Below are 18885 nucleotides of genomic sequence, written 5' to 3' on the forward strand. Positions count from 1 at the left end.
CCTCTGCCACCCAAATATCATCGTTCACCCGTCATGATTAACAGGATTCGGGGCAAAAATCCGATCAAAACGCCGATACAGCCAAAAATAAACGCGACTGTAGTACTAGGGGCACGTGGCATGTCGAGCGACCTGCGTTTGCTGCAGCCGTCAGCCTAGTGCCCCAGTTGGCCTCACCGACGTCACGTCATGCGGCGCGATACCCCGCATTCGGCCGCGGGAGATGCGGTTGTCGGCGAGCTCTCCGTCCAGAGCTTGGCATAAAGGCCTGAGCTTGTTCGGTGAGTCAGGTTTACGAGCCCACGGCCGGGCGTCCCCACTCGGCGTCATGTTAATCCGGGTCCAAAGCACCCATCTTCGACGCCCCGAACCGGGACAACCTGGGGCTGGGCGAGAATCGTGCGCCTGCGCTGTGCGTGGTCGCCAGCGCCTCAGAACACGAGCTTATGCCGCTGCACCAGGGCCATGCTGGACTCAAAGTCCACATCGCAGCCATACCCAGCCGCCAGCTGCGGGAGCGTCTTTGGGTCGTACTCGCCACCCAGTTCGGCCAGCTGGCGGAAGAGCTGCTCGATTCCGCCCGGCACGATCAGTTCGAGCACCCGCAGCGGCTCGTCGCCGGCATTCCAGAAGGTGTGCCAGCGACCCCTCGGCTTGAAGACCAAGTCACCCGGCGAGGCAACGACTTCGTCGCCCTCCTCGAAGACGCCCAGCCGCCCGGCAAGCACGAGACTGTACTCGTCTTCCCGGCTGTGCCGGTGGATCGGTGCCGCGAGGGTTCGCGGCGCCAGCAGGTGTTCCACGACCGCGATAGCTCCACCCGAGTCAGCACTGTCAATGAGGTACCGGTCCACAGCGCCGGGGTCTCCGGTCGCCTCGATGTCGCGCGCAGTCTCGACGCGGATGCCGGCTACCCCGGCTGGGTTCGCGGTCATGATTCCTCCTCCTAGTGCGGGGACTGCGGGGTTGACGCGGACAGCTCGAACGCTAGGCCGCCCCCAGGGAATTGGATACCGGGATGGCAGCCCGGTTGAGGTCATTTACGACCCGTCGCGGCCGGGCTCACGTCAGCGCGAGCGTGCTCTTGCACCGCGGATACCGACGGCAGCCCAGGAACGGCCCGCGCTTGCTGGTGCGCTCGACCATGAACGCACGGCCGCACCGGGGGCAGACGACGGAATCAAGAGTCTCGCCGATAGCGTTGGTGCGCATGATCCCGTTGTCCCGGATCAGTTCCATCAGGAAGGGTGACTCCCGGTTCTTGACGGTGAACAGTAGCACGCCCCGCCGGGCGCGGGTCATGGCCACATAGAACAGTCGCCGCTCCTCGGCCCGCTTGAAGTCTTCGGCGGCGGGCATAGCGATACGCAGCACCGGGTCGTTCGGGATGGTGCTCGGAAAGCCCCACTTGCCCGAGACCATGCTCGGGATGACGATGTAGTCTGCCTCGGCGCCTTTGGAGGCGTGGATGGTCATGAACTTCACGTCCAACAGGTCATTGAGGTCGCGGCAGTCCGGCAGGTAGTCGCTCTGGTGGCGATAGCGTCCCAGCACGAACACGGTGACCTTGACGCCCACCGGCTGAGGGATTCTGCCCCGGGAGATCTGGGTGTGCAGCGCTTTCAGCCGGTGGTGGATGGCCGCCTTCACGGCCGTGTCGGTGTCGACCGAGACGGCACTGATCGTCGGCGGGAATTCCGCGGTCGAGGACACGACCCTCTTGACCAGCTGGCTGGGGTTCTGCAGCACGAACTTGCTGGAGACATCCGCTATCGATTGCGGAAACCGGAATGTGCGTTCCAGCCTCAGCACCTCGCTCGGCCCGAACAGGTGCTCAAAATGGGTCATTACCGACAGGTCGGCGCCGGCGAACCGGTTGATGCTCTGCCAGTCGTCACCGACGGCGAACAGGTGGCGCCCGGGCTTGGCCACGAGGGCGCGGGCGAGCCGGGCCCGCGCGTGGCTGGCGTCCTGGAACTCGTCGACCATGACCAGCTCGTAGGGGCTCTCCCAGTCGCCGGCCTCCAAATGCTCGGCCGAGAGGTTGAGCATGTCCTCGAAGTCAATGCAGCCCTCCGCGGCGAGCTGCTTGTCCCACTCGCGCCGAATCGGGGCGAACAGGCGCAGGAACGCGGCGTCGCGGAAGCGCACCTGCCCTTCGGTGAGTTCCTCGAGGCGTTCGCGGAGCTGGTCGTCGCTTAGCCGATTGCTCTTCGCGTGGGTGAGGAAACTCCGGAAGGTGCCGAGCAGGCGCGCGTTCTCGGTGGGCGTCTGGGTCGCGATGATCCGGGCGGGATTCGGGTGCAGCTGGATGCCGCGTTGGGTAAGTTCCTGAGCCAGGTTGTGGAGTCCCGCTCCGCTCCACAGCTCAGACATCGTCGTCTCGATGAGCGTGGTGCCGTGCTCCCGGTGCAAGCCTCGCTTCCACTGGAGACTGTCCAGATAGCCGTCGAAGGGAGACTGGCCGTCAGCATCGAGTGCCAGATGCTCGTGGTAGACGTCGATCTTCGGGTAGTAGAAGTCGGGTCGATACTGACCGTGCTCGGGATCAACGGTGTCCATTCGGTAGGGCTTCTCATAGATGTAGTCGACGGTGTGGAAGTACAGCCAGTCAGCGATCATCCGCTCCGCCGCGCTCTTCACGACCTCGCCCTGAGCCGTTCGGAAAACGGATGCCTCACGGCTCGCGCTGTCGTCTGCTTCCCCGTCCAAGTCGAGGTAGTCACGAGCGAGCACTGCCCGGAAGAAATCCCACTGTGTGCGGAAGCCGGGGTCGGCGGCGCGCAACCCGTCGACGATCCGCCCCAGCTGCTTGATGTCTCCCCCACCCTCGAGCCAGGGCGCCAGCAACGGCTTTCGGCCGGTGGCCTTCCCGATGATCTCCAGGCCGAACGCGTGGAACGTCTTAGCGACGACCCCGTCGGCGTCGAGCCCCAGCGGCGCCAGGCGTTCCTGGGTGCGCGCGCCCAGCTCCTTCGCCGCGGCATTGTTGAAGGCCAGCATCAGGATCTTGTCGGGAGGAATCAGGTTGCGGTGCAGCGCGTAGCCGGCTTTGGCAACCATCGTCGAGGTCTTGCCGGATCCGGCTGAGGCGACGACGAGCATCCGGTTGTCGAAGCAGACGACCGCGCGCGCCTGCTCGGGCGTGAGCGGTGACTTCTCGACGGTGTCGAAGAAGTCCTGGCAGTCGTCGAGCTCGGCGGCAAGGTGCCGCTCGTTCTGGGCGACGATGAACGCGGGCAAGTCCTCCCCCCAGATCTTGACCGTCTCACGGGCCACCGCGGAGAGCTCGTTTATGTGTGGCTGGAGATCGGGGTCGTCGATCAGCTGGCCAAAGCCGACGGCGGCTTTGCGCGCAGCCCAGTAGGCGGAGAACTCGGTTGTGAGCCAGCCGTTCGTCTTGAGCTGCACGGCGACGGCGGTGGCGAGCGCTTCGGTGAAGAGCCGCACTTGGTTGGTGGCCTGGTCGAATTCGTCGACGAGCTGCAGCAGCTTGAGCGCGTGCGCGGCCTCGGCCTGCGCCGCTGTGAAGGCGGTAGAGAAGGATGCCGCACGCCGGTTCGGGATCCCGCGGAACCGGAAACGACGATCCGGGTGCTCCAGTACGAGGTGTGACCAGAGCCGACCCGGCGTCACGGTCAGCCCGCCGAACGAGCCGATGTCGCGGGCGACAGGCTCACCGTAGACGATGATCGTGAGCTCGGGGCCGGTCAGGGTCAGTCGCCAGTCCCGGGACTTGGTGACCCGCTTGCCGAGGGCTGATGGGCGCCAGGTTTGCGCTGCGGAAGAGTCGCTCACGGGTGGCCGTGCTGGGCGGAACAGACCATCACGCTGCAGCTCGCCGAGTTTTCCAGAGGAGTTTGGCCGTGCGACTCACAAACGCGACCAGGGCCAGGGCTGTCGAAAATGCCAGCAGCATTTGCGCCATGGTCCCCATGCTCACCAGGGTCGACGACGGCAAAGGCGGGTTGTTGATCCCGTACTGCCAGAGAAGGTACCCGGCGAGCGCGAAGAGCACGGTCAGGCCGAGAGCGGCAAGGAAGAACTTCAAACCATTGCCCCGCAGCACCTGAACAACGCCGTCCAAGAGGAACGACGCCACGAACGGCAAAAACACCGTCATCACCATGATCCCGACGTAGGCGAATAGCAGCGCTCCAAAAGAATCCGGGCTCATTCTTCAGTCCCCCAACTGTTTGACGATCATTTCTAATGTCAGCCTAGGTCCGCCGACATCGCCCAGAATGCCTGCGACGGGCCCAACTGTCCCCAGTTGGGGGCGATCCGCTTCTGGGAGAGATGCACCGTCACATCTAGGCTTCAGACATCACCCGACGGATGGCCGAGCATTTCACGACGACCAGATGACCCGAATAGACGAGCCGCAGGTGCGTGTGATCAACGCGCTCTGCAATCAACTTATGAAGGAACTGCCCGGCTTCTCCGTTCCGTACAGCGCACCCCACTATGGAGCCTCGACGGCCCCATGCCGGTTGGCGCCAATTAACGTCGGTGACTTTGGGCCGCCGCCAACGTCATGGTGATGCCGCGAACACTTCCTCAAGCGTGACCACTTCGTTTCCGCCAAAGTACTTTTTTACGTCGGCGGGGCATTCCACGGCAGCGATAGACGGCGGCATAAATACGTCAACCCGGTCGCCCACAAATTCGACCTGGATGCTGACGCAGACCAACACGTCGGCGACCCTCGAGTTGAATCCACTTCCGGTGGAGCTTTGCCCCGATGCGGCGTAGCTAACCAGGACCTTCGGATAGGACCCTGATCGATCGACTACCGCGCCGAACGCCGCTCCGCGAGCCCAGGCGGGGGTCTGTTCATCTGTGTCCTCGCGGATTGTGTCGAACACCGGCTTGGGCCAGACGTCTCCTGTGGACACCGCAGCCAAGTAGCTGTCGAGGTTGTGGCCAATGGCGCTTTCGACGGAGAGGGCGGAAACCTTCTCTATGGTGATCCGAGCCTCGAACATGGCCTCCTCTCGGATATCCGGGCGCGGGCCTGAGCACGCCGAAAGTGGGAGGATCAGGCACAAAACGAGAGCGCCCTCAATAACCCGTCGCCCTGACTGCCGCGGCGTATTTATGTCTCTGTTTGACAATCGATCTCCCCCATTCGTCGGGTAGGGTCGCGAGGACCTGACCGACGGCGATCTCGCCCACGGCGCCCAGGTACCAGCGGAAAGATCCCCCGATTTACCCGGGTCGAATCTAGCGGGCGTGGCGCCGCTGACTGCAGCCCCAGAACGGGCACGCCGCCGTCGAAGAATCGATGACTACTCATAGGTGCCGCTCAGGCACTACCGCGGCGATGCGCGGGTGAGTTCGGTGATGCTCGAGATTCGCCGGGACGTTTACTTGGATGAAGCCACGGTGACTCGCAAGCCCGAGGGGTTCGCGTCGCTGCAGGGTCGCTGCAGCGGCTGGTCAATGAGATATTCTCCCTCAGTGGCACGTGACTCTTCAGCGACGCGAGCTATTCATCTGAACGCCACGCGCCGTGTCCGGGGGCGCAGTTATTGCCCCTAGTCTGGGGTTAGACAGATTCGATTCGTTGGATTCCAGCTCAGTGGGGCGCACTTTCTCGTGCGCGATGCCCGTCATTCCTGCGCGGCTGGAGAGGTGCATTCCCGGCACACTTCCGCCAGTGAGCGAAACCCGGCCATCGTTCCGGGGACCGCCATGTTCAGCGGCCCTGCCCTCGCGTCCGCGCTCGCGGATGTGTCTCACGGGAAAGGCAATCACCATGTCCACTTTCACTCAGAAACCACACTCCGGAATCCGTCGCTGGCTGCCGGCAATGCTTTTCGCAGTCGCCATCGCAGGCGTCGGCACGGCCGGCCTCGCCACCGCGGGCGCCACCCCGGCGTCGGCAGCCGTGCCCACCGGGTCCGTGCGCGCGCCGATCGCGCTCGGCTCCGCCGGCACCTTCGCCATTCTTTCCCAGACTGGTGTGACGGATGTCTACGCGTCGGCCGTCAACGGAAACGTCGGCGCAAGCCCGATCACGGGTGCCGCCATCCACCTGAGCTGCGGCGAAGTGCAGACCGGCATCATCTACACGGTCGACGCCGCCGGCCCGGCCTGCGCGGTCACCGACCCGGCCTACCTGACCACCGTCGTCGGCGATATGGGCATCGCCTACCAGGATGCCGTCAGCCGCGATCAGGCCGACGCAATCGACTTGGGCGCCGGTGAGATCGGCGGCCTCACCCTGAACCCGGGCCTCTACCAGTGGAACACCGGAGTCACCATCTCGAGCGACGTCACCCTGACCGGTGGCCCGAACGACGTGTTCATCTTCCAGGTCGCGGGCAACATCAGCGAGGCTGGCGCCAAGCAGGTCACCCTCGCCGGTGGCGTACAGGCGAAGAACGTGTTCTGGCAGACCGCCGGCTCCGTGTCGATCGGCACGGCGGCGCACTTCGAGGGCGTCGTGCTCTCCAAGTCGCTCATCGCGGTGAAGACCGGCGCGACGGTCAACGGTCGCCTGCTCTCGCAGACCGCCGTCACCCTGCAGATGAACACGGTCACCCAGCCCGCGCTGTAGCCAGCACTCCGCGCCGCCAAATCGTGGCCGCACCGGACACCTGTGTCAGCCCTCCCGGCTGCACTCGCCCCGTGCGGCCACAATCAGGTGGTTCTAGCGGCCTTCACCCCCGCCGCCTTCTGCGACCTACTCGGCCCGGTTCACCGGGCTCGTGGACACGACACTGGCAACGCGCCGTTGGCATCACTCCACGATCTTCCAGAAGGAATCCTTGCGGGTGATCCTGCCATCGTGGTCGAACTCGAGCAGGTCGATCCCCCGAACCTCGATCTGCTGACCAGCGGTCGAGGTGCCGGTCAGCGTCCACTCGGACACACCGCCGTTGTTGACGCCGTCGGTGCACACCCAGTGCCGGTCGTCGCCGTAGTGCACGTCGGGGATGCCCTCGAACCTCTTCTCGAGCCCGGCCCTGACCGCTTCCTTGCCCACGAACCTATCGCCGCGCGGCCTGGCACCCCTGGGCATGTAGAAGACGCAATCGTCGGCGAAGTAGCCCATGACGGCGTTCAGGTCATGCCGATTGAAGGCATCCAGAAAGCCCTGCAGCACTTCGAGTGTCACTGTGTCGCTCATTGGAACCTGCCTCCTCGTGCACCCTGCGAGCCCACCGGGCTCGTGCGATGAATCTGTGCGAGCGTAACCAGCGACGGGCAGTGCTTCAAGGAGTGCGCCCAGGCTGCGCCTCCGAACTAGGCTCGGGCGCTCCCGGCCAACGCGACGCGACCCGACCCGACCCAACCCGACCCGACCGATCGCGGCGAGGTATCACCACTGGGAGCGGTCGGGCATCCGTGCTGGTCGGAGCGGGACTGGTCGGAGCGGGACTGGTCGGAGCGGGACTGGTCAGAATGGGACTGGTCAGAACGGGACTGGTCAGAACGGGACTGGTCAGAACGGGACTGGTCAGAACGGGACTGGTCAGAACGGGACTGGTCAGAACGGGGCGTCGTCGGGCAGCGGTGGCCGGGCGGGTCTCGCCGTTCGGGAAGGAGCCGATGGATCACCCGGCGGGGCGATCGGGGTGGCCGGCTCCGTCACGAAGGGACGCCCGGTGGGTGAATGCCAGGTGAGGATGCCGCCGGGTTCCTGTTTCACCGTCCACCCGGTCTCGGACTTCAGCGCGTGACAGCCCGGGCAGAGATGGGCCAGGTTGTCGTGGGCGGTCTGGCCGAAATCTTGCCACTCATGGGTATGGTCGAGGTCGGCGGTGCGAGCGGGTTGGTTGCAGCCGGCGAAACGGCAGGTTTCGTCGCGTAATCGGAGGAACCGTCGGAGCGCTTTGGGCACCTTGTAGCGTTCGCGTCCGACCGAGAGCACGACTCCGGTCTCGGGATGCACCAGGATGCGCGTGAAGCTCGGCGCTCGCGAGGCCAGGTCGCGGGCCGTGTCGGGATCGATCGGCCCGTAGCCCTCGAGGTAGCCGGGTTCTTCACTGTGGCCGAGGAGGGTCATCACCGGGACGGTGATCTGAACCGTGGCACGCACGCCCTTGCCGATGCCGGACGGGGTCACACCGTCGACCAGCAGGTCGCTGATCACGTCGGTGCGCACCTGGGTGAGGGTACGCTGCTCCCCCGGCCCCATCAGACTGCGGGCGGCGTCGTTCGCCCGGGCGAAGATGGCGTGCACCGTGTCGGCGCTCGTGGTCAGGGTCAGGGTCGCCATGCCGTCGGGTTCGGCCTGGATATAGGAGGTGCGCTCGGCGAAGGATTTCTTCCGCCGGGCGGTGATCGACTCCGGGTGCAGCCGCTCGCGGAGCACGCGGGCCTTGTGCTTGAGCTTGGCCGCCGTCTGGGTGCGTGCGGACGGCAGCAGTGCCTCCTCGAAGTCGGGCAGCGCCGCTTCGGGCACCGAGCAGGCCTGACCGATCAGCACCTGAGCGTGCCGGTAGCTGATCTCCCCGGCCTCGAGCGCTGCCCGGGTGCCGGGAAGGTCTTCGGCCAGGGCCCGGGACTCGGCGATCAGGCTCACGGCCGTGGGTTCCGGGATGCGCAGGGTGCAGGCGAGTTCGCTGGAGAATTCGCGCCGGGCGATCTCGTCGGGCTCCCACCGGGAGCCCGGTCGGCGGGGAGTGCTCGCGGCACTCGTCTCGCTGAACCGGCGGGCCTCGTCGATCATCTCGGCCCGCTGGGCGAAGCCCCGCGCGAGACCCCGGTCGACGGCGGCGATCTCGTCGAAACGCGAGCCGAGCTGCGACTGGGAGGTGCTCACCGAGGTAGTCATGGCACTCACGTTACGGGGTACCACTGACATTCCCCGAGGGTTTCTCAGGGGTGTGAATAAGCTGGTCAAACTCGTTTTGTGGAGGACCGGACAGCGGATCCCGCACGGGGGTTTGCATGCCCGCCCGACTTTCCGCGATGCTGTAACCGGGGGACCTGCACGACGCTCGTCTTGGAGATCGACCCTGGAGGAGCATCCGTATGTCTGAGCAGTCTCAGCCCCGAGTCGGCGTCTATCTCGACTTCGACAACATCGTCATCTCGCGCTACAACCAGTTGCACGGCGACGGCGCCTTCACCCGGGACAAGGTTCGCAGCCGCGTGTCGTTCACGCCCGGGGCCGAGGTCACCCTGCGCATCCAGCAGGCCATTGTCGACGTCGGGGCGATCCTGGACTACGCGGCGACCCTCGGGCCGATCGCGGTCAGCCGTGCCTACGCGGACTGGTCGGCGCCGGTCAATGCGCGCCACCGGCGGCATCTCGTTGATCGCGCCGTCAACCTCACCCAGCTGTTCCCGACCGTGGCGACGCTGAAGAACGGCGCCGACATCGCTCTGACCATCGATGTGATGGAACACCTGTTCCGGCTGGATGACCTCAGCCACATCGTGATCGTCGCCGGCGACTCCGACTACATCCCGCTCGTGCAGCGCTGCAAGCAGCTGGGCCGCGTTGTAGTCGGCATCGGGGTGTCCGGCGCGACGAGCAGCGCGCTCGCCGCGGCCTGCGACAGGTTTGTTGACTATGACTCACTGCCGGGGGTGGCGGCGGTCGCTCCTGTGGCTGCAATCGTGACGAAGGCGGCCACGGTGAAAACGGCATCCGTCGCCCAATCTGCGGCTTCGACCACGCCGGCGGCGAAGACGGCGGCGGGTGTCACGGCATCCGTTGCCAAACCCGCTGCGAAGAAAAAGGCGTCGCCGAAGAAACCCCCGATCGCCAAGCCCGCCGGGTCTGCTGCGGCGGCGCTCGATGTCGATCCCAGCCCGAAGGCCAGGAAAGCGGCGACGGCGCTGCTCCTGCGCGCCATGGAAGACCTCGGTGCGAACGACCTGGAATGGCAACATGCCGCCACGCTGAAAAGCACGATGCAGCAGCTGGACCCGACGTTCCAGGAGCGTGCGCTGGGCTTCACTCAGTTCTCGGAGTTCCTCAAGTCGAGGCACCAGACTGTCGAACTCCAGCAGGCGAGCCCCACCGCGCCGATCCTGCTCAAGGTGCGGTAGCGGCGGGGCCAGGCCGCAGCCTCCGTCGCTACCCGACGACGAGGGCTGCCTCCAGCTCAGCCGGGGCAGCGAGCCGCACGATCACGGGCGTTGCGTTTCCCAGGTTGTCCGAGACCGGACAGCGAAGCCCGGCCAGTCGGAGCACCTCGTCGAGTTGCGCTGTGCTGGAATCCGAATCGAATTCGGCGATGAGCTCGATGCCCGCGAATCCCGCTCGGTTCTCGGTGGGCAGCGCCATCAACCGCGAGGGGTCTAGCTCGCCCTTGACCGTGAGCCGCAACGACCGCAGGTCAACGCCCTGCTCCGTGGCGACGAGGTGGATGACGACATTCATGCAGCCGGCGAGGGAGGCCAAGGCGTATTCGACCGGGTTAGGACCGGCATCCTCACCTCCGAACATGGCGGGCTCGTCGATGATGAACGAGAAATCCCGCACGGAAACGGCGAGCTTAGTCGGCGATTCCGAGGTTCCGGTGACGGTGACCTTGAGTGGCTTGACAGACATGTTTTCTCTCCTCTGAGAAGTGCCCTGCCGCCCTCAGCGAGACCGCCAGCGCTCTTTCAGGCTACTCCCATGAAGCACGGAGAAACGCGCTCGTGTGCCGCGGGCGAGCGCCTACGGGTGAAGACTGGCCGCGGCGACTCGGCCCACGGCATCCGTCACCTGGTCTAGCAGCCGCGAGGAGATGTTCCAGCGCTGCCAGTAGAGCACCACATTGATCGGATGTCCCGGCGCCAGTTCCACGAGCCGGCCGTCGCCGAGTTCCGTGAGGCACTGCTGCTCGGGCAGCAGCCCCCAGCCCAGGCCGAGCACCACCGCACGGGCGAAGTCGGCGGAGGTGGGGATGTGGTGACGCGGGACATCCGTGGCCCGCCCGCCGATGCCGCGCAGGAACCGGTGCTGCAGGTCGTCGCGACGGTCGAAGTTGACCATCGGGGCGGTGTCGAGCCCGGCGAGGCCTGGCTTGGCGAGGCCTGGCTCGGCGAGGCCTGGCTCGGCGAGGCCTGGCTTGGCGAGGCCTGGCTTGGCGAGGCCTGGCTTGGCGAGGCCTGGCTCGGCGAGGCCTGGCTTGGCGAGGCCTGGACCGGACGGGTCGGCGGTGCCACCCAGCCAGGCCTCGACGAACCGGGGGCTGGCCACAGCCCGGTAGCGCATCGAGCCCAGCCGCGCCGAGCTGCACCCCTGCACCGCCTCCGCCGTCGAGGTGACCGCAGCCATCACGGTGCCCGAACGCAGCAGCGAGGTGGTGTGCTCCTGGTCTTCGCGGTAGATGTCGAAGACCACGCCGCTGTCGGCGGGCACGGCGACGAGCGCATCGAGGAACCAGGTGCCCAGGGAATCGGCGTTGACCGCCAACGCCAGTGAGGTACGGCCGCCGGTCTGCAGGCCCGCGCCCAGCTCGGTGGCCAGGTCGCTCTCAAGCAACTGCACCTGACGCGCATGCCGCAGCACCACGTCACCGGCGATGGTGGGCACAACCGGGTTCACCCGCTGGATCAGCACCTGACCCGCCGCCTGTTCCATGGCCTTGACCCGTTGCGAGACAGCGGATGCCGTCAGCCGCAGCCGCTGCGCCGCCGCCTCGAACGTGCCCTCTTCGACGAGCGCGACCAGGGTATGCAGGTGGTCCAACTGGAATGCCATGATTAGCCTCGCTTAGGTATGCTACGAAACTTTAGCTGTACTACATACGACACGTCTCCTAAATTTGCCATCATGGACCTCGCCACCACCCTTCTTCCCGCGCTCCTCGGCTTTGGAACCGGGCTCGCCCTGATCGTGGCGATCGGCGCGCAGAACGCCTACGTTCTGCGGCTCGGAATCGAGGGGCGCACCCGCACCATCCTGCCGGCGGTGCTGATCTGTTCGGTTTCGGATGCCGCGCTCATCTTCGCGGGGATCCTCGGCATCGGACTGCTCGTGGAACAGACCCCAGTGGCGCTGATCGTGATCCGCATCGTGGGGGCCGCCTTCCTGCTGGCCTACGGACTGTTCGCCGCCGTGCGGGCATTCAAACCGGGGGCCCTGGTGGCGAACGCCTCGCCGATCCCGATCAGCACCAGGGTCGCGGTGGCGACCATGCTCGCACTCACCTGGCTGAACCCGCACGTCTACCTGGACACCCTGATCTTCCTCGGATCGGTCGCCAACCAGCAGGGCGAGTCCGCCCGCTGGTGGTGGGGCGCCGGGGCGATCACGGGCAGTTTCGTGTGGTTCTTCAGCCTCGGATTCGGGGCCCGCCATCTGCGGCGGTTCTTCGCCCGCCCGCGTTCGTGGCGCATCCTCGACGGTTTCATCGCCGTAGTCATGCTGTCGCTCGGGGCGCGGATGGCATTCGGGGTGTAGCGGCATCCGTTGAGAGGCCCGCCATCCGTTTCGGGGGCCGACCACGGCAAGGCATATCTGCTCAGCCACCCCGGATCCTGCGAACGAATTCGACGGAGATTTTAGCTCCACAGCCCCAAAATGGCACTTCTGGGCACGTTCTACCGAAAATCTCCGTCGAATTCGTTTGGGGCCGGGCACGGAAGAGGGCGCGAGGAGTGCCCTACTCCGCGCACCACACCCCGGCCTGCATGGTGGCAGTGACCTGCAGCTCCGCGTCGAGCACGATCAGGTCGGCGCGGTGGCCTGCTGCGATCCGCCCACGGTCGGGGAGACCGATCAGATCGGCCGGGTTCTGGGTTGCGGCCCGCACCGCAACGGCCAGCGGTACACCGGCGGTGTGCACGGCGTAGCGCACGGCCGCGCTCAGGGTCAGCACACTGCCGGCGATCGTGCCGTCGGCCAGGCGCGCCTGGCCGTCCACGACGCTCACGGCGAGAGCGCCGAGCTTGTAATCGCCCTCGTCCGCGCCGGCGGCGGCCATGGCATCCGTGACGAATACGGGCCGCGACGGGCTCTCGATGATGAACCGCACTATGGCCGGGTGCAGGTGCACGCCGTCGGCGATGAGCTCGGCGAAGACCGTCGGGTCTTCCAGCAGGGCGAGCGCCGGCCCGGGCTCGCGGTGGTGGATCTGCCGCATCGCGTTGAACACGTGTGTGCCGGCCGTGGCCCCGGCTGCGATCGCCTGCCGGGTCATGTCGTAGTTCGCGTCGGTGTGCCCGATCGCGGCCACGGCCCCGAAGCCCACGATCTGCGTCACGGCGGCGAGTCCGCCCTCCAGTTCCGGCGCGATGGTGACCATGCGCACACAGCCGCGCCCGGCCCGCATCAGCCGATCGACGGTCTCGGCGTCGGGCTCGCGTAACAGGCTCTCGTCGTGGGCCCCCCGGTGGACTGGGCTCAGCCACGGCCCCTCCAGGTGGATTCCGGCCAGCACTCCCTCTTCGACCAGCCCGGCCAGGGCCGCCACGGCGCGCTCGAACTCGTCCAGTGGAGCGGTGACGAGACTGGCCATCATCGTGGTGGTGCCGTGGGCCAGGTGGGTCGCGGTGATCCGCGCCACGGCAGCGTCGGTGTCGACGTCGTTGAAGCTGCTGCCGCCCCCGCCGTGGGTGTGGATGTCGACGTACCCGGGCGCCATGGTGCTCTGCGCGAAGACGTGGTCAGGCTTGCGGGGCGGTTCCCCCGCCCCGCAAGCCACGATCAGCCCCGAACGGATGTCCACCCAACCCGGGCTGTGCACCGCATCGGGCGCGATCAGGGAGCCGGCAGCGACGAGCATCAGATCCCCTGCCAGGCGTGCTTGTTGGCCCAGGCGTACGTGTAGTACGCGAGGTTCTCGAGCCGGGAGGCGGCGGCCTCGTCGACTATGACCGTTACATGCGGGTGCAGCTGGATGACGGATCCCGGTTTGCTCGACGTGATCGGCCCCTCGACGGCGGCGGCGATTGCCTCCGCTTTCTCCTCTCCGAAGGCCAGCAGAACAAGGTGCCGAGCCCGCAAAATGGTGCCCAGACCCTGCGTTATGCAGTGGATCGGCACGTCATCGGGGGATGCGAAGAACCGCGCGTTGTCAACGCGGGTCTTCTCAGCCAGGGTCTTGATGCGCGTGATCGACGCGAACGACGAGCCCGGCTCGTTGAACCCGACGTGCCCGGTGCGGCCGATGCCGAGAATCTGCACGTCGATGCCGCCGGCGGCGCGAATGGCGGCCTCGTAGTCGAGGCCCGCGGTCTCGATCGTGGCGAGGTCGCCGTTCGGCACCTGAATGTTCCCGGGGGTGAGACCGATCGGCACGACGGCGTCCCGGGTGATCACCGAGCGGTAGCTCTCCGGGTGGTCGGCGGGCAAGCCGACGTATTCGTCCAGTGCGAAGCCGCGCACCCGGGAGACATCAATCGGGTTCTCGGCCAGGGAGGCGGCGAGTGCCGCATACACCGAGAGTGGGGTCGAGCCGGTGGCCAGCCCCAACACGGCGTCGGGCTTCCGGGCGACAAGTGCCCGAATGGATGCCGCGGCGAGCGTTCCCGCCGCCGCCTCGCTCTTTACAAAAACTACTTCAGCCAATTTCGAGCTCCAGATTCTGGATTGTGTACAGGTGATGCGCTTCTCGTGCCTGCCGGGGGTCAGCGGTGGTGTACCGGTGACCCCCGGCATCCGTGCGGGATGAACGAGTGGGACTGGACCGGTGCTAGACCGATGTCGAGGAGGCGGAGTCCGGCGCGCTGGCGTCGGGCACCTCGTCGTCGCCCCGGCCGGGGGTCTTCAGGTTCCACTTGCGAATCACGAAGCGGAACAGGAAGTAGTAGATCGCGCCGTACGCCAGCCCGATCGGGATGAGCAGCAGCGGCTTCTCGGCAAGCCCGAAGTTGAGCACGTAGTCGAACAGCCCCGCGCTGAAGCTGAAGCCGTCGCGGATGCCCAGCGCGTTCACCAGGGCCAGCGACGTTCCGGTCAGGAACGCGTGGATGACGAACAAGGGGAAGGCCACGAACATGAACGAGAACTCGAGGGGCTCGGTGACGCCGGTGAGCATGGCCGTGAGGGCACCGGAGAGCATGATGCCGCCGACGATTTTCTTCTGGGAGGGCTTCGCCTCGTGCCAGATGGCCAGGGCGCCGGCCGGCAGTGCGAACATCATGATCGGGAAGAACCCGGTCATGAAGGAGCCCGCGGTGGGGTCGCCGGCGAAGAACCGGGCGATGTCGCCGCTGGCGCCGTTGTAATCGCCGATCACGAACCAGACCACGGAGTTGAGGATGTGGTGCAGCCCAACGGGGATGAGCAGCCGGTTGGTGGTGCCGTAGAGGAAACCACCCCAGATGTCATTGGAGGTGACGACATCGCCGAAGGCGGTCAATCCGCCGGCGAAGGCCGGATACACGAAGCTGAGGAGGACACCGAGGACGAGCGCCACCACTGCCGTGATGATCGGGACGAAGCGACGGCCGCCGAAGAATGCGAGATAGCTCGGCAGGGAGATGCGATGGTATTTCTGCCAAAGGACGGCCGAGACGATACCCATCAGGATGCCGCCGAGCACGCTGTAATCGACGAGAACCTGGGGGTCACCCTTGGCCGGCAACCCCAGCACGAGAGGCGACATCGCCTCACCGACCTTGGAGAAGACGAGATAACCGACCACGGCCGCGAGGGCGGTCGAGCCGTCGGACTTCTTCGCGAAGCCGATCGCTACGCCCACCGCGAAGAGCAGCGGGAGGGCACCGAACAGAGCCCCGCCGGCGGAGGCGATGACGGCCCCGCCCGTCTCGAAGCCCGGGATGCCGCCGAGCAGGTCAGGCTGACCGATGCGGAGAAGCAGCCCGGCGGCGGGCAACGCCGCGATGGGCAGCATAAGGCTGCGGCCGACTCGTTGAGCCTGGCCGAGGCCCGGTATTTTTCGTCGCGTCCCGGCGTCTACGGTGATGCTGGACATGGATTTCCTCCTGTGATGGGTGTGATGGGTGTGATGGGTGTGATGGGTGTGATGGGTGTGATGGGTGGGGCCCGATGCCGGGCCGAAAGTCACAGCTGGTGCTGGAGCTTCAGGGTCATGTGGATCTGGTAGCGATCTCCGCGGTACCACGAGGTGACGTACTCGACGGCGGCCGACCCGGCCGACGAAGTGCGTCGAAAGACGATGAGCGGCGCCCCCGCGGTGACACCCAACGTCTCGGCGATCTCGGGACCCGCAGCATCCGCCCACACCGCCTGCTCGGCGTTGTCGATGCGCAGCCCGTATTCGGTCGCGAAAGTCGCGTAGAGGGAGCGGGTCAGGTCGTGCTCGCCCAGATTCGGCAACAGCTCCGCCGGATAGTAGCCACACTCGAGGGCCATCGGGGTGCCACCGGCCAGCCGGAGGCGTTCGACGACCTGCACCCGGGCGCCCGCGCCAAGGCCGAGGGCCGCCCGCACATCGAGCGGGGCCTCGATCAGAGAGGTGGAGAGCAGGAGCGTGGCGGGCACGAGGCCGCGCCGGCGCATGTCCTCGGTGAAGGAGGCCAGGTGTAGATCGCTCTGCACGCGCTCGCCCGCCACGAAGGTGCCCTTGCCCTGGATGCGATAGAGCAGACCCTCCTCGACGAGCTGACGGATGGCCTCACGCACCGTCGATCGACTCACGCCGTACTTCGCCATCAGCTTCCGCTCGGGCGGGATCGCGGCGTGCGGCGCCAGGGTCTTCTCGATCAGCTCCTGCAGGATCGCTCGCAACTGCGTTTGCTTGGACACTGGCCCGGTTGCGAGCATTGAACTCTCGTCCTGGGTCCGTCTCATGGCGTTTCCTCTCCGTCGCCGATCGTTCCGGCCCACTTCAGACCGCACTTGCTTCGTACCACTTCCGCTCAGTGGTTCGTACTGGTACGATCCAATAGTTCGATCATGATGGCACAACACCCCACTTGTCAATCCCGCGAGCAGTACGGGCCCGTGAAAGAACCGCAGTCGATGAGCCCGTCGCAGTGCCCACCACAGAAGGAAGAGAAGATGACTAGCAAAGCCGCGCAGATCCTGGCCGCCCTCGGCGGAAAAGACAACATCGTGGAAATCGAGGCGTGCATCACCCGGCTGCGCACCGAGGTGACCGACCCGGCGGTCGTGAACGAGGCGGCACTCAAGGCCGCCGGGGCGCATGGAGTCTTCCGTTCCGGCACGATCATTCAGGTCGTTGTGGGCCCCGAGGCCGACAATCTGGCCGAGGACATCGAGGACCTGCTGTGAGCCCGACCGTGCCGGTGAGCACCACTGAGGTTGCTCCGGTGGTCGCTCCGGTGGTCGTTCTATCCCCGGTTCCCGGACGCGCCGTGGCGCTCGGCGAGGTGCCGGATCCCACCTTCGCCCAGGCCATTGTGGGCCCAGGCGCCGCGATCGACCCGCCCCGCGGGATGGTCGACGCCATCGCCCCGATCAGCGGCAAGCTGCTCAAGGTGTTCCCGCACGCCTTCGTGATCGTCTCCCCCGACGGCCTGGGCGTGCTCGTGCACCTGGGCATCGACACCGTCGAACTGCACGGCGAGGGCTTCACCCTGCGCGCGACGCAGGGCGACCACGTCTCCGCCGGTGACGTCATCGTCACTTGGGACGTGACGGCCATCGAGGCCACCGGCCGCAACCCGATCGTGCCTGTGATCATCCTCGAGCAGAAGCTGGAGAACATCACTCTGGCGGATGCCGTCACGGCCGGCGCGCAACTCGAGTCAGGCGACGTCTTCCTGACGGTCACCCGCTGAGCAGCAGCTCCCCCTGAAGCGAGAACCCCGACCTCGTCATTCCGATGGGGTCGGGGTTCTCGCGGTGTTCGGCCTGAGGCGCCCTACGCGTCGCGCCGCTCCAGCAGCAATGCCCCGACCACGCCGCTGACCGCGACCCAGCCGATCACGCTTTCCGGTGCAAGCGGAACGCCGGACTGATCCCACTGGGTGGACAGAGACAGTAGCGCCGCCATGCCCACCGACACCACGATTACGAGAGCGAACGACCAGTCGGTCGACCGCAGGCTCCACAACTTGATCCATTCGGAGTGCAGCACCCCCGCGAAGCTCAGGCCCGAGCGAGTGGTGACGGATGCTGCGGCGCGCGCCGGCGCATCCGCCTGGGAATTCGTGGTGCTGGCGCGACCGTATCAACTCAAATCAGGCCGACTGAGACGACCCCGCTGACTGAGAAGACCCCGCTGACTCACAAGTCCCCGCTCACATCATCGAAGAAGTACGTGCGGTCAGCCGGCATCGGTGCATGGCCGCTGGTGCCCCGACAGACGGGCTCCGGGCTGTGCGGCAGGGCTCCGGGCTGTGCGGCAGGGCTCAGGGCTGTACGGCCAGGGCTCCGGGCCGCGGCGCGGGCAGCGGCCGCGGGACCAGCTCGCGCACGAACGCGGCGTTCGGACTGGCGTGCGGGAGGGCATCCGTCAACTCGCGCAGCGCCTGCTCGATCGGCACACCTCGGTGCCGGGCGGCGTAGAGCGCGCCGACCGTGGGCGTGCGGCTGATCGCCTGCACGCAATGCACGAACACGGTGCGACCCTCCGCCCGCAGCGCCGCAATCGCGTCGACCGTGTCCTCGAGCACGAACGTCAGGTTGGGATTGGCGCGCGGATCGACCTCGTCGACCAGCCAGACCGCGACCCGATTCTCGACCCGGATGCGCTCAGGCACCTGGCTGCGACCGACCCGGCAGAGCGACACGACGGCGTCGATCTCGGCCGGGAGATCGTCAAGGATTCCGACCGCGCCGAGCCAGACGCCGTCATCGTGCGGGTGCCGAACCAGGGTCGAGATGTGGCCGGAGCTGGCGTAGGCAAGGTGGTCGGCGGTGGGCCAGGTGGTCGCGAGCCGGTCCTTGCGCGCTCGACGGTCGAGCACGGCCGGGTTGCGGCGGGACCGCCCACCGTCCGCGCGGGCGGCCAGCACACCGCGGCGCACGAGCTCGTCGGCGCGCAGGCCGTCCGGCCAACCGTGCACGATACGGCGCCAGGCGGCGGGGAC

Annotated in this window: 19 protein-coding genes; 5 read left to right on the forward strand and 14 right to left on the reverse strand. The window is 66.6% G+C overall.

Features of this window, described 5'->3' with window-relative positions; all coding sequences use genetic code 11:
- Positions 1 to 431: 431 nt before the first annotated feature.
- The 4 genes from E3O67_RS14005 to E3O67_RS14020 all read right to left on the reverse strand — a co-directional run bounded on the left by E3O67_RS14005 (position 432) and on the right by E3O67_RS14020 (position 4988).
- Entirely contained in the window at positions 432 to 935 is a 504-nt protein-coding gene (locus tag E3O67_RS14005; protein ID WP_134428064.1) for a cupin domain-containing protein, read from the reverse strand.
- Between the two features lie 127 nt (positions 936 to 1062).
- The gene (locus E3O67_RS14010; protein WP_134428066.1) at positions 1063 to 3798 is read right to left on the reverse strand and encodes a UvrD-helicase domain-containing protein; all 2736 of its coding nucleotides are present in this window, start codon (positions 3796 to 3798) and stop codon (positions 1063 to 1065) included.
- Positions 3799 to 3826: 28 nt separating this feature from the next.
- Positions 3827 to 4177 carry a hypothetical protein gene (locus E3O67_RS14015; RefSeq protein ID WP_134428067.1) on the reverse strand — a complete coding sequence of 117 codons (351 nt, stop codon included), beginning with the start codon at positions 4175 to 4177 and terminating at the stop codon, positions 3827 to 3829.
- A gap of 358 nt (positions 4178 to 4535) precedes the next feature.
- Positions 4536 to 4988: a hypothetical protein gene (locus E3O67_RS14020; protein ID WP_134428069.1), complete on the reverse strand. Its 453-nt coding sequence runs from the start codon at positions 4986 to 4988 to the stop codon at positions 4536 to 4538.
- A gap of 773 nt (positions 4989 to 5761) precedes the next feature.
- Here E3O67_RS14020 and E3O67_RS14025 point away from each other — a divergent pair.
- Positions 5762 to 6565 (forward strand): ice-binding family protein, encoded by an 804-nt coding sequence (locus E3O67_RS14025; protein WP_198417145.1) that lies wholly within the window; start codon positions 5762 to 5764, stop codon positions 6563 to 6565.
- Positions 6566 to 6748: 183 nt separating this feature from the next.
- Here E3O67_RS14025 and E3O67_RS14030 read toward each other — a convergent pair whose 3' ends face one another.
- The gene (locus E3O67_RS14030; RefSeq protein ID WP_134428071.1) at positions 6749 to 7138 is read right to left on the reverse strand and encodes a nuclear transport factor 2 family protein; all 390 of its coding nucleotides are present in this window, start codon (positions 7136 to 7138) and stop codon (positions 6749 to 6751) included.
- 360 nt (positions 7139 to 7498) lie between these two features.
- Positions 7499 to 8788 carry an HNH endonuclease signature motif containing protein gene (locus E3O67_RS14035; RefSeq protein WP_166786913.1) on the reverse strand — a complete coding sequence of 430 codons (1290 nt, stop codon included), beginning with the start codon at positions 8786 to 8788 and terminating at the stop codon, positions 7499 to 7501.
- Positions 8789 to 8988: 200 nt separating this feature from the next.
- On the opposite strand from E3O67_RS14035, the gene E3O67_RS14040 reads away from it, so the two are divergent.
- A complete protein-coding gene (locus E3O67_RS14040; RefSeq protein WP_134428077.1) occupies positions 8989 to 10014 on the forward strand; it encodes an NYN domain-containing protein in 1026 nt (341 codons plus the stop codon).
- Positions 10015 to 10042: 28 nt separating this feature from the next.
- On the opposite strand, the gene E3O67_RS14045 is transcribed toward E3O67_RS14040, so the two are convergent.
- Together E3O67_RS14045 and E3O67_RS14050 are read right to left on the reverse strand one after the other, a co-directional pair.
- Complete coding sequence (locus E3O67_RS14045) at positions 10043 to 10519, reverse strand: OsmC family protein (RefSeq protein ID WP_134428079.1); 477 nt, start codon at positions 10517 to 10519, stop codon at positions 10043 to 10045.
- A gap of 111 nt (positions 10520 to 10630) precedes the next feature.
- A complete protein-coding gene (locus E3O67_RS14050; RefSeq protein ID WP_135102975.1) occupies positions 10631 to 11659 on the reverse strand; it encodes a LysR family transcriptional regulator ArgP in 1029 nt (342 codons plus the stop codon).
- 72 nt (positions 11660 to 11731) lie between these two features.
- Between E3O67_RS14050 and E3O67_RS14055 the strand changes: the two genes are divergently transcribed.
- Positions 11732 to 12361 (forward strand): LysE/ArgO family amino acid transporter, encoded by a 630-nt coding sequence (locus tag E3O67_RS14055; RefSeq protein WP_134428083.1) that lies wholly within the window; start codon positions 11732 to 11734, stop codon positions 12359 to 12361.
- 202 nt (positions 12362 to 12563) lie between these two features.
- Here E3O67_RS14055 and nagA read toward each other — a convergent pair whose 3' ends face one another.
- From nagA to E3O67_RS17680, 4 genes are all read right to left on the reverse strand, one after another.
- Positions 12564 to 13685, reverse strand: coding sequence for an N-acetylglucosamine-6-phosphate deacetylase (nagA, locus tag E3O67_RS14060; protein ID WP_135102976.1), 1122 nt, complete (start codon positions 13683 to 13685; stop codon positions 12564 to 12566).
- Positions 13685 to 14470 (reverse strand): glucosamine-6-phosphate deaminase, encoded by a 786-nt coding sequence (locus E3O67_RS14065; RefSeq protein WP_134428087.1) that lies wholly within the window; start codon positions 14468 to 14470, stop codon positions 13685 to 13687. Before E3O67_RS14065 ends, nagA begins: the two co-directional genes overlap by 1 nt.
- Before the next feature lie 124 nt (positions 14471 to 14594).
- Positions 14595 to 15839 (reverse strand): PTS transporter subunit EIIC, encoded by a 1245-nt coding sequence (locus tag E3O67_RS14070; protein WP_134428089.1) that lies wholly within the window; start codon positions 15837 to 15839, stop codon positions 14595 to 14597.
- An 89-nt stretch (positions 15840 to 15928) separates the two neighbouring features.
- Positions 15929 to 16678 (reverse strand): GntR family transcriptional regulator, encoded by a 750-nt coding sequence (locus E3O67_RS17680; protein ID WP_277613356.1) that lies wholly within the window; start codon positions 16676 to 16678, stop codon positions 15929 to 15931.
- A 171-nt stretch (positions 16679 to 16849) separates the two neighbouring features.
- Between E3O67_RS17680 and E3O67_RS14080 the strand changes: the two genes are divergently transcribed.
- Both E3O67_RS14080 and E3O67_RS14085 read left to right on the forward strand, forming a co-directional pair.
- Positions 16850 to 17122 (forward strand): glucose PTS transporter subunit EIIB, encoded by a 273-nt coding sequence (locus E3O67_RS14080; protein WP_134428091.1) that lies wholly within the window; start codon positions 16850 to 16852, stop codon positions 17120 to 17122.
- Positions 17119 to 17631, forward strand: a complete 513-nt coding sequence (locus E3O67_RS14085; RefSeq protein ID WP_241979147.1) for a PTS glucose transporter subunit IIA — start codon at positions 17119 to 17121, stop codon at positions 17629 to 17631. Before E3O67_RS14080 ends, E3O67_RS14085 begins: the two co-directional genes overlap by 4 nt.
- Positions 17632 to 17714: 83 nt before the next feature.
- Here E3O67_RS14085 and E3O67_RS14090 read toward each other — a convergent pair whose 3' ends face one another.
- Both E3O67_RS14090 and E3O67_RS14095 read right to left on the reverse strand, forming a co-directional pair.
- On the reverse strand, positions 17715 to 17930 hold the full coding sequence (locus tag E3O67_RS14090) for a hypothetical protein (RefSeq protein WP_135102977.1): 216 nt from the start codon (positions 17928 to 17930) through the stop codon (positions 17715 to 17717).
- A gap of 274 nt (positions 17931 to 18204) precedes the next feature.
- Positions 18205 to 18885: dual specificity protein phosphatase (locus E3O67_RS14095; protein WP_167726662.1), on the reverse strand; the 681-nt coding region annotated here is incomplete at its 5' end.

It is taken from the genome of Cryobacterium sp. TMT3-29-2 (genome assembly GCF_004564305.1).
GTDB classification, from domain to species: Bacteria; Actinomycetota; Actinomycetes; order Actinomycetales; family Microbacteriaceae; genus Cryobacterium; species Cryobacterium sinapicolor.